At 43.1% G+C, this 14,094-nt stretch carries 11 protein-coding genes; all 11 read left to right on the top strand.

The genetic code is table 11. The features are described 5' to 3' along the window. Positions 1-157: 157 nt before the first annotated feature. A complete protein-coding gene (locus tag LIR34_RS05365) occupies positions 158-1,813 on the top strand; it encodes a hypothetical protein (RefSeq protein ID WP_202017281.1) in 1,656 nt (551 codons plus the stop codon). Positions 1,814-1,962: 149 nt separating this feature from the next. After that, on the top strand, positions 1,963-2,313 hold the full coding sequence (locus tag LIR34_RS05360) for a TIGR04086 family membrane protein (protein ID WP_173902159.1): 351 nt from the start codon (positions 1,963-1,965) through the stop codon (positions 2,311-2,313). A gap of 76 nt (positions 2,314-2,389) precedes the next feature. Further along, on the top strand, positions 2,390-2,530 hold the full coding sequence (scfA, locus tag LIR34_RS05355; protein ID WP_015541285.1) for a six-cysteine ranthipeptide SCIFF: 141 nt from the start codon (positions 2,390-2,392) through the stop codon (positions 2,528-2,530). Between the two features lie 90 nt (positions 2,531-2,620). After that, positions 2,621-3,985 carry a thioether cross-link-forming SCIFF peptide maturase gene (gene scfB, locus LIR34_RS05350; protein WP_173902160.1) on the top strand — a complete coding sequence of 455 codons (1,365 nt, stop codon included), beginning with the start codon at positions 2,621-2,623 and terminating at the stop codon, positions 3,983-3,985. 24 nt (positions 3,986-4,009) lie between these two features. Further along, on the top strand, positions 4,010-6,430 hold the full coding sequence (secD, locus tag LIR34_RS05345; RefSeq protein ID WP_173902161.1) for a protein translocase subunit SecD: 2,421 nt from the start codon (positions 4,010-4,012) through the stop codon (positions 6,428-6,430). Between the two features lie 82 nt (positions 6,431-6,512). Beyond that, on the top strand, positions 6,513-8,225 hold the full coding sequence (recJ, locus tag LIR34_RS05340) for a single-stranded-DNA-specific exonuclease RecJ (RefSeq protein ID WP_173902162.1): 1,713 nt from the start codon (positions 6,513-6,515) through the stop codon (positions 8,223-8,225). Between the two features lie 113 nt (positions 8,226-8,338). Next, positions 8,339-8,863, top strand: a complete 525-nt coding sequence (locus tag LIR34_RS05335) for an adenine phosphoribosyltransferase (protein ID WP_161285285.1) — start codon at positions 8,339-8,341, stop codon at positions 8,861-8,863. 116 nt (positions 8,864-8,979) lie between these two features. Continuing rightward, positions 8,980-11,313: a RelA/SpoT family protein gene (locus tag LIR34_RS05330; RefSeq protein WP_173902163.1), complete on the top strand. Its 2,334-nt coding sequence runs from the start codon at positions 8,980-8,982 to the stop codon at positions 11,311-11,313. Positions 11,314-11,343: 30 nt separating this feature from the next. Then, entirely contained in the window at positions 11,344-11,973 is a 630-nt protein-coding gene (locus LIR34_RS05325; RefSeq protein WP_161285283.1) for an MBL fold metallo-hydrolase, read from the top strand. Continuing rightward, the gene (hemZ, locus tag LIR34_RS05320) at positions 11,945-13,495 is read left to right on the top strand and encodes a coproporphyrinogen dehydrogenase HemZ (RefSeq protein WP_173902164.1); all 1,551 of its coding nucleotides are present in this window, start codon (positions 11,945-11,947) and stop codon (positions 13,493-13,495) included. The genes LIR34_RS05325 and hemZ overlap by 29 nt, the downstream gene beginning before the upstream one ends. Positions 13,496-13,526: 31 nt before the next feature. Then, positions 13,527-14,087 carry an HD-GYP domain-containing protein gene (locus LIR34_RS05315; protein WP_227240143.1) on the top strand — a complete coding sequence of 187 codons (561 nt, stop codon included), beginning with the start codon at positions 13,527-13,529 and terminating at the stop codon, positions 14,085-14,087. The last annotated feature ends 7 nt before the right edge of the window (positions 14,088-14,094 follow it).

Below are 14,094 nucleotides of genomic sequence, written 5' to 3'. Positions count from 1 at the left end.
GGCCGTATCTGGCAATAAGATGCAGAGGCATTCCTGAAAGATTGCCAGGCATCGACAGCTACTCAACAGGGAGAAATCCTGTGAAGTATCATTCAAAGTAGTTACTGAATAATTAAAACCATTGTAGAATGTTTAGAATAGATTGAGGTACATAATTATGAAAAATAATAATAAAAATATACATTTTTTTGCTATAGCAGCTCTTGCAGCAACACTTATGGTTGGACAGGTTCAGACTTTACCGGTTTATGCGGAGGATAAATCTGTACAGCTTGGAAGTCTGATCCCGGATAATGTGACAATTGAAGAACCGGTTCCGCTTTCTGATATTTCTTTGCCGGACAGTAAATATGGTACACTTACCTGGGCAGACAGTTCCAGTGTGCCATCTGAGAGAGTTCAGTCTTATGATGTGGTATTTAAACCATATGATTCTTCAGTGTTATCCAGGATTTCCGGTTGGGATGGAGAATCTGATGTTATTTACAGCAGTGTGACGGTTGTAGTTAACAGTATTGCATCAGATTCCGAAGAAGAATGGAAAGAAGATTCTGAAGAAAATTATGATGAGAATTACGATGATTCCAGTGCTTCAGAGGATAAAAATCAGGAAAATTATGATGAAAACCAGGATTATTCCGGGGAAAATGAGAATAATGGGACAGATGCAGAAGAGCAGACAGAGGATAAGTTTTCAGAAGAGGAACCAGAGGTAAGTAAGGCTCCAGCGGAAACTGAGAAAGAAGAGACAGAAATAACAGAAGAACCGTCAGAAGAAACAGATAAAGAAGTTGAAAAACCTGAAACAGAGGACAAAAAAGAGACTGACGATAAGGAAGCATCAGATAATAAAAAAGAAAATCCGACAGAGGTACCGACAGAAACACCGGAGGTGACAGAAATTCCGGAAGTAACACAGATACCAGAAACTTCGGAAACTCCGGAAGCAACAATAACTCCTGAGGTAACGGAAGAACCGGCGGTAACATTAACTCCGGCAGCAGATAAGGATAATATCTTTGATGGAGCAGACAAGGACATCAAAGAAGATGAACGCTCTACAGAATATGAAAAAAATCTTACAGAAGAACAGCAGACGGAGCTCGCAGAGGAAAATCACAGCTGTAATGGAATAACTGTGTCCGGAATCGATCTGCCGTATTATGTGCAGTTCCGTGTTGCCAGTGGAGATGATTATGAATTTACCAATGAAACGGAGGCAAATGTATTCCAGTCCTATGAATTTGAACTGTGGGATCTTAAGAACAATACGGAATATGAGGTTCCGGATGGAGAATATGTAAGTGTGACAGTTCCGGTCAAGGCAGGTTACAGTTATACAATTGAGCATCTTCTGGACAGTGGAGCCATGGAAACAATTGTACCAAGTGTTGACGGAAGTACCATGGTATTCAGTACGCACTCTTTCAGTCCGTTTGGAATTGCAGGAAGCAAGACTCTGGTTGGCGAAGAAATTGAAGAAGATGGATATGATACCGGTGTGGTTGCAGATACACAGCTTACTCCGGCTGCAGATGAAAGTACAGATTCCTCAGCCGATTCAGCTGAAGATACATCTACAGATATTTCTTCGGAGACAGATTTAAGTACAGCTGTTACGCCAACAGAGAAGATTGAACAGTCTTCAGAGACTGCTTCGGATGATGCACAGAATAATGATGAGGATAGCAGCAGTTCTGTGAAAGCTGTGCACACAAATGATCCGACCAGAATTCTTCCGTTTGTGATTCTTGCAGCGGCGGCAGCTGCTATTGTTGGTGTGATCGTGTATTTAAGAAAAAGAAAAAAATAAAGTAACTATTCAGAAGACAGTATCCCGCGAGACAATTTGGAATGCATTTTGACTCGTAGCTGTGAGGGTACGGAACAGTTACGAAATAAAATAAGCAGGAAATATACAGATAACTCCGGCATATGATTTAGATATGAGGGGGTATCTGTATGGGAGTAAAGATAGTATTGCGAGCATTGTTTCTGGCATATGCGCTTACAGGCGTATGTCTTTTAGTTCTTGCCGGTTTCGTGTTTTGGATGGATATCGGGACGGGAGCAGTCACGGTGGGGATTATCCTCATCTATGTGATTTCCTGTATGGCGGGCGGATTTCTGGCTGGAAAGATTGCCAGGAGGGAGAAATATCGCTGGGGAGCTCTGTCGGGGCTTGCCTATTTCCTGCTGTTGGTAACAGTTTCGGTTATCGTGAGCAGAAGCTGGGATATGAGCGTTCAGCATATGATAACAACCTTTTGTATGTGCCTTGGAGGAGGTACGCTTGGAGGAATGCTGTCCTGATAAAAAAATGCTTTTATTTGAGCCGAATTTATGCTATACTATGCCCAGAACATTATACATAAGGAGGTATGCTAACATGGAACATATCAAAACATTAAATACAAAGAATCTGCAGAACACAGTGAAAAAAGGTGGATGTGGTGAATGTCAGACATCTTGCCAGTCTGCTTGTAAAACTTCCTGTACTGTAGGAAATCAGAGCTGCGAGAACAAATAAAGCAGGTTCAGAGTAATCAGTTAAGCAGCGGAGTGAAATCCGCTGCTTATTCTTATGATAAAAAGTTTTTAGGAAAGGATTTTCAGAAAGATGAGTCTGATTCACAGATATCAGAACAATGGTTATAATATTGTTCTGGATATAAACAGTGGATGCATCCATCTGGTGGACTTAGTCACATATGAAGTACTTCCGTATATGGAAGAAGGACTGAAGGAAGATGAGATTGTTGCTAAATTAGCGGAGCGTTTTCCGGAGAAGGATATCCGTACTTCTGTTTCTGAGTGTGAGAAGCTTAAAGAACAGGGAATGCTTTTCACCAGAGATGCATACGAAAATGTAATAGAGGAATTTACAAAGAATCGACAGACCGTAGTTAAAGCATTGTGCCTGCACATTGCACATGACTGTAATCTGGCCTGTCGATATTGTTTTGCTGAAGAAGGAGAGTATCACGGAAGACGTGCACTGATGTCCTTCGAAGTTGGAAAGAAAGCACTGGATTTTCTGATTGCAAATTCCGGTTCCAGAAAGAATCTGGAGGTGGATTTCTTTGGAGGGGAACCTCTGATGAACTGGCAGGTAGTCAAAGACCTGGTTGCATACGGAAGAGAGCAGGAAAAGCTTCATAATAAGAAATTCCGTTTCACACTCACAACGAATGGAGTACTTCTTAATGATGAAGTCATGGAGTTCTGTAATCGTGAGATGGGGAATGTGGTTCTCAGTGTGGATGGCCGTAAGGAAGTACATGATTTTATGCGTCCGTTCCGCAAGGGAGCAGGAAGCTATGATCTGATCATTCCGAAATTCCAGAAGTTTGCGGAGTCCAGAAATCAGGATAAATATTATGTGCGAGGTACTTTTACTCATCATAATCTTGATTTTTCAAAAGATGTCCTGCATCTGGCGGATCTCGGGTTCAAACAGATTTCTGTTGAGCCGGTAGTTGCCCCGGAGACGGAGGATTATGCAATCAGAGAAGAGGATATTCCACAGATCATGGAAGAATATGATGCTCTTGCGAAAGAAATGATCGCCAGAGAAAAAGCCGGCAAAGGTTTTAATTTCTTCCATTTTATGATCGACCTTACTGGTGGGCCGTGTGTTTACAAGCGTCTGTCCGGATGTGGTTCAGGAACAGAATATCTTGCAGTAACGCCGTGGGGAGATTTTTATCCATGCCATCAGTTTGTTGGTGAAGAACAGTTCCTTATGGGGAATGTGGACGAGGGAATCACAAGACCTGAGGTTCGTTGTGATTTCAGTAAGTGCAATGTATATACAAAGGAATCCTGTAAGGAATGCTTTGCAAGATTTTACTGCAGTGGCGGATGTGCTGCCAATGCTTATCATTTCCAGAAAGATATTAATGGCAATTATGATATCGGGTGCGAGCTTCAGCGTAAGAGAGTGGAGTGCGCAATCATGATAAAGGCCGCATTAGCGGAATAAAATAATTCAGGAAAGGAAAAAACGATGAAGAAAAACAGAGCAATCGTTGTGCTGCTCCTGACCGCCATTATCACAGTCTTTCTGTGTTATACGGCCGGTATTGGTTTTGGACCAACAGGAACTGGTGCAGCAAAGAACATCAAGACCGGTCTGGACCTGTCAGGTGGTGTCAGCATTACCTATCAGGCAAAAGACAGTAATCCAAGTGCGGAAGATATGTCAGATACTGTATATAAGCTCCAGAAGCGTGTAGAGCAGTATAGTACGGAAGCACAGGTGTACAAAGAAGGAAACGACCGTATTGCGGTAGAGATTCCGGGAGTCACAGATGCAGATGAAATTCTGAATGATCTCGGAAAGCCAGGTTCTCTGTGTTTTATCACACAGACGGACGATGATGGTAATGCGAACTTTTCCAACACAGGAAGTGGTTATGCACTTGCAAGAAGCCTTGATGAGATCCGTGAAGCCGGATCAGTGGTTCTGGAAGGTACAGACGTGAAGGATGCCCAGGGAGGTGCGTTCCAGTCTGACAAAAACAGTTCCAGAGAATATGCAGTCAGCCTGACGCTTACAGATGAGGGAAAGACGAAATTTGCAGAAGCAACAGAAGCAAATGTTGGAAAGCAGATTGCAATCGTTTATGACAATCAGATTTTAAGTGCTCCGAAAGTAAATGAAGCAATCACCGGTGGGCAGGCACAGATCACTGGTATGTCAGACGTAGAAGAAGCACAGAATCTTGCTTCTTATATCCGTATTGGTTCTCTGAGTATTGAACTTGAAGAACTTCGTTCCAGTGTGGTTGCGGCACAGCTTGGTGAGGAGGCAATTTCTACCAGCGTTTTAGCCGGTCTTATAGGACTTGTGATCGTTATCATCTTTATGATCCTGATGTATCGTGTTCCTGGTGTGGTTGCGGGCATAGCACTGGTTCTGTATACAGCACTCGTGCTGATCACTCTGAATGCATTCGACATTACACTTACCCTTCCGGGTATTGCCGGTATCATTCTTGGTATTGGTATGGCAGTGGATGCCAACGTCATCATTTATGCACGTATCCAGGAAGAGATTGCAGCAGGCAACTCTGTAAGGACTTCGATCAAGGCAGGATTTGCAAAAGCATTCAGTGCGATTGTCGACGGAAATATCACAACCCTGATCGCTGCATTGGTTCTGATGTGGCTGGGTTCCGGTACTGTCAAGGGCTTTGCATATACACTGGCTCTTGGTATCGTGGTTTCCATGTTCACAGCTCTGGTGGTATCCAGACTGGTGGTAAATGCACTGTATGCAGTAGGAATCCGTGATCCGAAATTCTATGGAAGTGCAAAACAGCGTAAATTTGTTGATTTTGTTGGCAAACGTAAAGTATTTTTCATTATCTCCATTATCCTGATCCTGAGTGGTCCGGTTGCAATGGCAGTTCATCATCAGACCGATGGAACAGCATTGAACTATGCACTCGACTTCTCCGGTGGAACTGCAACAACTGTGACATTTAATGAAGATATGGATATCAAGCAGATTGATTCTGATGTTACACCGGTTGTAGAGGAAGTTACCGGAGACAAGAATGTACAGCCGACCAAGGTATCCGGCACAAATCAGGTAGTTATCAAGACCCGTACACTGTCTCAGGAGGAAAGAGAAAAACTGAATGCAGCTCTGGTTGAGAAATTCAGTGTGGATGAGAGTCTGATCACAACGGAAAGTATTTCTGCTACGGTAAGCTCTGAAATGAGAAGAGATGCGATCGTAGCCGTGATCGTAGCTACACTTTTTATGCTTGCATATATCTGGTTCCGTTTCAAGGATATCCGTTTTGCGAGCAGTGCAGTTCTGGCATTGCTTCATGATGTGCTGATCGTACTTGCATTCTATGCAATCTCCAGAATTTCCGTAGGTAATACATTTATTGCCTGCATGCTGACGATCGTTGGTTATTCGATCAATGCAACAATCGTTATCTTTGACCGAATTCGTGAGAATATGAGAGGAAGAAAGAACCCAGATCATCTGGATGAAATTGTAAATGAGAGTATCACACAGACTCTTACAAGAAGTATTTATACTTCCTTTACTACATTTATCATGGTTGCAGTTCTGTATATCCTGGGTGTATCTTCCATCCGCGAGTTTGCAGCTCCTCTGATGGCAGGTGTAATCTGTGGTGCATATTCTTCTGTATGTATTACAGGTGCCCTGTGGCTGGTAATGAAACGCTATTACAAAAAGCCGGTTCCGCAGGCGGCACTGGCAGGCAGCACTACAGTTTCCAAAAACACTGGAAAACAGCCGGACAAAAACAATCAGAATGCACAGCAGTCTGGTAAAAAGAGCAAGGATCAGCCGAAAAAGAAAAATCGTAAGAGAGTTGCAGAACGTCTTGCAGCTCAGGAGGCAGCAGCGAAAGAAGCTGCAGATAATAAAAAAGAATAATTGAACAAAGTGTATTCCCGGGGCAGGTTATCTGTTCCGGGAATATATGTTTTATGGCAGGATATTAAAAGGAGAAACGACAATGGAAAAATGGGTGGTCTGTGCAAAACGGGCGGATTTTCAAAAAATCAGTCAGGAATTTGGAATTGATCCAGTGATCGCAAGACTGATTCGGAACAGGGATGTGGAAGGATCGGAAAATATCAGAAGTTATCTTTATGGTACCCTAAAAGAACTTCCATCGCCATGGCTTTTGAAGGATATGTATGAGGCAGTGGAGATTCTTCTGAAGAAAATCAGGGAACACAAAAAAATCCGGATTATTGGAGATTACGATATAGATGGTGTGACTTCAACCTGTATTCTTTTAAAAGGATTTCAGCGGCTGGGGGCTGATGTAGATACCTATATTCCGGACAGGATCAAGGATGGATATGGTATTCATGAGCAGCTGATCCAGAAAGCAGTGGAAGATGGTGTTGATACGATCGTCACCTGTGACAATGGAATTGCGGCATCCGCAGAAATCTCAGATGCAAAAGCACGTGGACTTACCGTTGTGATTACGGATCACCATGACATTCCCTTCAGGGAAACTTCTGATGGGAAAGAATGGATCATACCAGTAGCTGATGCGGTGATCAATCCGAAACAGACAGATTGTGGGTATCCGAATAAAAATCTCTGTGGTGCGGTGGTTGCCTGGAAACTGATATGGGCATTATATGAAAAATCAGGGATTTTGCAGAGTGAAGTGCTGGAATTTACAGAACTGGCTGCTGTGGCTACGGTTGGAGATGTTATGGATCTGCAGGGAGAAAACCGGATTATCGTAAAAGAAGGCCTGCACCGGCTTTCTGTGACACATGCGCCGGGACTTCGTGCACTCATTCGTGCAAATCAGCTGGAGGGAGCGGAAATTACGGCATATCATGTAGGATTTGTTCTCGGTCCGTGCATCAATGCCAGCGGACGTCTTGACACAGCTGCAAGATCACTGGAACTTCTGTGTGAAAGGGATGAGGAAAAAGCGGCAAAACTGGCAGGAGATCTTGTGGCTCTGAATCAGAGCAGAAAGGCAATGACTGAGAAAGGAAAAGAAGATGCCATTCGTCTGATCGAAGAAACCGGATTGAACCAGGATCGTGTGCTTGTGGTGTATCTTCCGGACTGTCATGAAAGTCTTGCCGGTATCATTGCAGGAAGAATCAGGGAAAAATATCATAAGCCGGTGTTTGTTCTTACGAAAGGCGAAACATCAGTAAAAGGAAGCGGACGCTCGATAGAGGCTTATTCCATGTACGCGGAGATGGTGAAATGTGGAGATCTTCTGATTCAGTTTGGCGGACATCCTATGGCAGCGGGACTCTCAATAGAGGAAAAAAATGTTGATCTGTTCAGAAAACGGCTGAATGAAAACTGTACTTTGACGGAGGAAGAACTTCGGCCAAAGATAGTGATTGATGTGCCAATGCCGGTATCGTATCTTTCCAGAGAACTCACGGAACAGTTAAAGATACTGGAACCCTTTGGAAAGGGAAATACAAAGCCTCTTTTTGCGCAGAAAGGGCTGAGGGTATTAAATTTAAGAATTTTGGGAAAGAATCAGAATGTGGCAAAGATGAAACTGGAAGATATGGGGGGAACCCGGATAGATGCAGTGTATTTTGGCGAAGCGGATGAATTTGCTGCTTTTGTGCAGAAACAGGAAACAATTTCAGTTACATATTATCCGGAAATTAACGTATATCAGGGGAGGGAAACTTTACAGGCGGTTATCCGTAACTATTGCTGAAAGTCGAAAAACCTTGTATTTTAACGACTCTTGTCGGGTTAGAGATTGATTCCCCTCAAAAAAAGTGATATACTGATTACCTAGATTTATACAAGTGGCGGAGGTTGGCATATATGAAAAAAATAGAAGATTATATAAGAAGCATTCCGGATTTTCCGGAACCGGGAATTATTTTTCGCGATATAACAAGTGTTCTTCAGGATGCAGATGGATTACAGCTTGCAATTGATTCCATGCAGGATTGTCTTAAAGATGCAGAAGTGGATGTGATCGCAGGAACAGAATCCAGAGGATTTATCTTCGGAGTTCCGATCGCGTATAATCTTCATAAACCGTTTGTTCCGATTCGTAAGCAGGGGAAACTGCCGTGTGAGACGGTGTCCCAGAGCTATGATCTGGAGTATGGAAGTGCTACAATTGAGATGCATAAGGATTCCATCAAACCAGGTCAGAAGGTTGCAATCATAGATGATCTTATTGCAACAGGAGGAACCATAGAGGCAGCGATTAAACTGGTGGAGAGTCTTGGTGGTGAGGTTGTAAAGGTTGTTTTCCTCATAGAACTCGCCGGACTTAAAGGTAGAGAGAAGCTTGCCGGCTATGATGTGGCTTCCGTGATCAAATATGAAGGTAAATAGTAAAGAGTCAGAAGTAACCCGATAATGTATCAGGCTTCAGCCGGTATTTCCGGGACCAGAAATTTCGGAAATACTGCCTGTGGACTGAATCTATAATGGCAGGCAGGTGGGAGATAATGGCAGAGAAGAAACAAAGTACACAATCTGAGAAGAATCCGGATCAGGTAGAAAAAGAAAAACTGGAATCTGTAAAAAAAGCAGATGCGGCAGTAAAATCCATGAATGATTTTACGAGTCCGGAGGTTTTGTACGATGAACTGATTTCCAGTGTAAAAAAATATCACCCTTCTACAGACATTTCAATGATCGAGAAGGCTTATGAGGTAGCAAGAGAAGCACATAAAGATCAGAAAAGAAAGTCAGGAGAACCATATATCATTCATCCATTGTGTGTGGCAATCATCCTGGCAGATCTTGAACTGGATAAAGAAACAATTGTTGCAGGTCTTCTCCATGATTCTGTAGAAGACACCTGGATGACATGTGAGGAACTGGAAAAGGAGTTTGGCGCTGAAGTTGCACTTCTTGTAGATGGTGTAACAAAACTGGGACAGCTGAGTTATTCTGCAGACAAGGTAGAGCAGCAGGCAGAAAATCTCCGCAAGATGTTTCTTGCCATGGCAAAAGATATCCGCGTAATCCTGATCAAGCTTGCAGACAGGCTTCATAATATGCGTACCCTGCAGTATATGAGACCGGAGAAGCAGCAGGAAAAAGCAAGAGAGACGATGGATATCTATGCACCGATCGCGATGCGGCTTGGTATTTCCAAGATTAAGGTGGAACTGGACGACCTGTCACTGAAGTATCTTAAACCGGATGTATACTATGATCTGGTCAAGAAGGTTGCACTTCGTAAGAGTGAGCGTCAGGAATTTGTCAGCAATATTGTAAAACAGGTCAAGCAGCATATGGATGATGCCGGAATCAAGGCACAGGTGGATGGAAGAATCAAGCATTTCTTCAGTATCTACAAGAAGATGGTCAACCAGGATAAGACCATCGATCAGATTTATGACCTGTTTGCTGTCCGTATTCTGGTGGATACAGTCAAGGACTGTTATGCGGCACTTGGTGTCATTCATGAGATGTACAAGCCGATTCCGGGAAGATTTAAGGACTATATTGCAATGCCGAAGGCGAATATGTATCAGTCTCTTCATACGACTCTGATCGGACCAAATGGACAGCCGTTTGAAATCCAGATCCGTACTTTTGAGATGCATAAAACTGCTGAGTATGGTATCGCAGCGCACTGGAAATATAAGGAATCTTCTGACGGTAAGCTTCCTGTGGACAAACGAGAGGAAGAAAAGCTGAACTGGCTCCGTCAGATTCTGGAATGGCAGAAGGATATGTCCGATAACAGGGAGTTTATGAGTCTTCTCAAGAATGACCTGGATCTTTTTGCGGACAGTGTGTATTGTTTTACCCCACAGGGAGATGTCAAAACATTGCCGAATGGTTCTACTCCGATCGATTTTGCATACTGCGTGCACAGCGCGGTAGGAAATCGTATGGTAGGTGCGAGAGTTAATGGCAAGCTTGTTCCGATAGAGTACCGGATCAAAAATGGTGACCGTATTGAGATCATCACATCCATGAATTCGCAGGGGCCGAGCCGTGACTGGCTGAAACTTGTCAAGAGTACACAGGCAAAGAATAAGATCAATCAGTGGTTCAAGAAAGAACTCAAGGAAGACAATATCCTCAAAGGTAAGGAGATGCTGACACAGTATGCCAAGTCTAAGGGATATAAGATCAGTATGTACACAAAAACACAGTTCCTGGAATCTGTTATGCGTAAATATGGTTTCCGCGACTGGGACTCCGTACTGGCTGCGATCGGACATGGAGGTCTGAAGGAAGGCCAGGTTTTCAACAAGCTTCTGGAGGCTTATGAGAAAGAAAATCAGAAGAACCTTACAGATGAGCAGGTGCTTGAGGCGGCAGGAGAACAGCAGGAAAAACTTCATGTAACCAAGAATAAGGGCGGAATCATAGTCAAGGGTATCCATGATGTTGCAGTTCGTTTCTCCAAATGCTGCAGTCCGATTCCGGGTGATGAGATCGTTGGTTTTGTTACACGAGGACGCGGAATCACGATCCATCGAACAGATTGTGTAAATGTACTGAATATGTCAGAAGCAGATCGTTCCCGTCTGATCGAGGCAGAATGGCAGCCGGCAGAAAACAAAGGCTCTGAGAAATATATGGCAGATCTGCAGGTGTTTGCAAACAACCGTACCGGTCTGCTGGTTGATATTTCCAAGGTCTTTACAGAACGTAAGATTGATATGCGTACGATCAACAGTCGTACCAACAAGCAGGAGAAGGCTACGATTTCCATTACATTTGAGATCGGAAGCAAAGAAGAACTGGCTTCTCTTATCGAAAAGATCCGTCAGATCGAGAGTGTGCTGGATGTGGAGCGTGGAACAGCAGGCTGATGTTATAACATAGAAAAAGAGGAAGATTGTATGAAAAAACTGGAATTACAAAAATGCATTGTCGGAAGTGTTTATACAAACTGTTATTTCCTTAAAAACAAAGAAACAGGTGAACTGCTGATCGTGGATCCGGGAGATGCGGCAGATATGATCGAGCGTAAGGTTTCCGAAATGCAGGGAAAACCTGTCGGGATTCTTCTGACACATGGTCATTTTGATCATATCATGGCGGCAGATGAAGTACGAAAAAAATATAATATTCCGATTTATGCAAGTGAGAAAGAAGAGACGACACTTCTCAATCCCAAGGTGAATTTGTCGGTATTTGGACACGGAAGCTGCACACTGGATGCGGATGTTTATCTTAAGGATCTTCAGGTCGTAGAACTGGCAGGATTTTCAGTGCAGATGATCGAGACGCCGGGACATACGGTAGGAAGCTGCTGCTATTATCTGAAAGAAGAAGGTGTGCTTTTTAGCGGGGATACCGTATTTCAGGGTTCTGTAGGAAGAACAGATTTTCCGGAGGGAAGTACTGCGGCAATTGTGAGAAGTCTTCATCGTCTTCTGGATACACTTCCGGATGAAACTGAGGTATATCCGGGACATGATGCATCTACAACAATCGGTTATGAAAAGAGGTATAATCCATTTGTATAAGATAGATATACTTTTTCTGGATAAAGAATTTGAACATGATATTTATGAGTTGATCCGTGCTTTTTATCCGGAAAGTGAGATTACATCTTCCTACGAAGAAAAAGGGGCAGACTGTGATCTTTATTTCCGGATCGAAAAGCAGGATGATTCCTGTATGATCTACTATGAAGATAACGAAAATAAAGGTGTGACAAGTGCAGAGTTTGTGGAAGGGCAGTCTTCGGATGCCCTTGTTTCCTGTACAGATGCACAGGGCAGTGACACCAAAGAGCGTGCACATGCAATCCGCAAAGAACGAAAAGACATTGTAAAGATTGCATTGTACAAATTATTGGTCAGAATAACAGGAAAAACTCTTCCCTGGGGAAACTTGACGGGAATCCGCCCGGCAAAGCTTGCGATGGGACTTATTGAATCCGGAATGAAAAATACAGAAGCGGCACAGGAAATGAGGAACCGTTATATGGTCAGTCCGGAGAAGACGGCACTGGCCATTACAATTGCAAACAGAGAAAGAGAAATCCTTAAGGATATTGATTATGAGAACGGATACAGTCTGTATGTAGGAATTCCGTTCTGTCCAAGTATCTGTCTGTATTGTTCTTTCAGTTCGTATCCTCTGAAACAGTGGAAAGACAGAGTAGATATTTATCTGGAAGCTCTCTGTAAGGAAATTAAAGCTGTTTCTGAAATAATGAAACAGAAGGGTAAAAAACTGGACACTGTATATATCGGAGGCGGAACACCGACGACACTTGAGGCAGAACAATTGAAAGTCCTGTTTGATGCCCTTATGGAGAACTTCGATTGCCATAACCTTGCAGAGTTTACCATAGAAGCCGGAAGGCCGGACAGTATCACCAGAGAAAAACTGATGATGATCCGCAATTATCCGGTGACAAGGATTTCTGTAAATCCGCAGACCATGAATCAGGAAACATTGGATATTATCGGACGCCGTCATACTGTACAGGAAACGGAACAGGCATTTCTGCTCGCAAGAGAATGTGGCTTTGATAATATCAATATGGATCTTATCGTGGGACTTCCGGGTGAGGACAGAGAGATGGTCAGACATACATTGGATGAAGTCAGACGTCTTGAACCGGACAGTATGACGGTGCATTCACTTGCCATAAAAAGAGCGGCACGCCTGAATATGTTTAAAGATAAATATCAGGAAATGACATTTGAAAACAATCAGGAAATCATGGATATGACCATGAGAGCAGCCTACGAGATGGAAATGGGTCCTTATTATCTGTACAGACAGAAAAATATGAAGGGAAATTTTGAGAATGTAGGCTATGCAAAGGTTGACAAAGCCGGGATTTACAATATACTGATTATGGAAGAAAAACAGCCGATCATCGCACTCGGTGCAGGTGGTTCTTCCAAACTGGTTTTTGATCATGGGAAACGCATTGAACGTGTGGAAAATGTCAAAGATGTAACGAATTATATTTCCCGTATTGATGAAATGATAGAAAGAAAACGTACAGGAATACAAACATGGCTGTAATGAACAGTGACAGGAGGTATATACGTTGGAAGTGACGCAAAAAGAAGAGATAAAGTCCACAGACAGACTTCTGGAATTTGACCTGTCTGCCGAACTGAATCACGGAATTGCTGTCAGTAATCTTGCGTATGCGGTGGCAAAGGAACTGGGGCAGGAAGAAGAATTCTGTTATCAGCTTGCCATTGCAGGAATGCTTCATGATATTGGCAAACTGAAACTTACAGGATATATTAACGGGCAGGAAAGGGATCCGCTTCTGATCGAGGAACTGAAATATGTCAGAATGCATTCGACACTTGGTTATGAAGAACTGAGAGATCAGGACTATTCGGAAATCGTTCTGCAGAGTATTCTCTATCATCATGAGAATTATGACGGTACTGGATATCCGTCAAATTTATCAGGTGACAGCATTCCATTAGGAGCCAGGATTTTGAGAGTCTGTGATGTATATGCGGCATTGATCTCAGACCGACCTTACAGGAAGGCGTTTGATATCAGTACGGTGATAGAGCTTATGATCGATGAGATCAAAAACTTTGATATGGAAGTTTTTCTTGCATTTCAGAGAGTGGTACACAATAACAAATAACAGGAGG

This window comes from Blautia sp. MSK17_66, from assembly GCF_020538025.1.
Taxonomy (GTDB): domain Bacteria; phylum Bacillota; class Clostridia; order Lachnospirales; family Lachnospiraceae; genus Blautia_A.
Note: the sequence above shows the minus strand (reverse complement) of the source record. Positions and strands in the feature narration are given on the sequence as shown.

What these genes read in the sequence shown, in the direction of transcription:
- LIR34_RS05365 (WP_202017281.1), top strand. Translation starts at nt 158, where the DNA reads ATGAAAAATAATAATAAAAATATACATTTTTTTGCTATAGCAGCTCTT.
- LIR34_RS05360 (WP_173902159.1), top strand. Translation starts at nt 1,963, where the DNA reads ATGGGAGTAAAGATAGTATTGCGAGCATTGTTTCTGGCATATGCGCTT.
- scfA (WP_015541285.1), top strand. Translation starts at nt 2,390, where the DNA reads ATGGAACATATCAAAACATTAAATACAAAGAATCTGCAGAACACAGTG.
- scfB (WP_173902160.1), top strand. Translation starts at nt 2,621, where the DNA reads ATGAGTCTGATTCACAGATATCAGAACAATGGTTATAATATTGTTCTG.
- secD (WP_173902161.1), top strand. Translation starts at nt 4,010, where the DNA reads ATGAAGAAAAACAGAGCAATCGTTGTGCTGCTCCTGACCGCCATTATC.
- recJ (WP_173902162.1), top strand. Translation starts at nt 6,513, where the DNA reads ATGGAAAAATGGGTGGTCTGTGCAAAACGGGCGGATTTTCAAAAAATC.
- LIR34_RS05335 (WP_161285285.1), top strand. Translation starts at nt 8,339, where the DNA reads ATGAAAAAAATAGAAGATTATATAAGAAGCATTCCGGATTTTCCGGAA.
- LIR34_RS05330 (WP_173902163.1), top strand. Translation starts at nt 8,980, where the DNA reads ATGGCAGAGAAGAAACAAAGTACACAATCTGAGAAGAATCCGGATCAG.
- LIR34_RS05325 (WP_161285283.1), top strand. Translation starts at nt 11,344, where the DNA reads ATGAAAAAACTGGAATTACAAAAATGCATTGTCGGAAGTGTTTATACA.
- hemZ (WP_173902164.1), top strand. Translation starts at nt 11,945, where the DNA reads ATGAAAAGAGGTATAATCCATTTGTATAAGATAGATATACTTTTTCTG.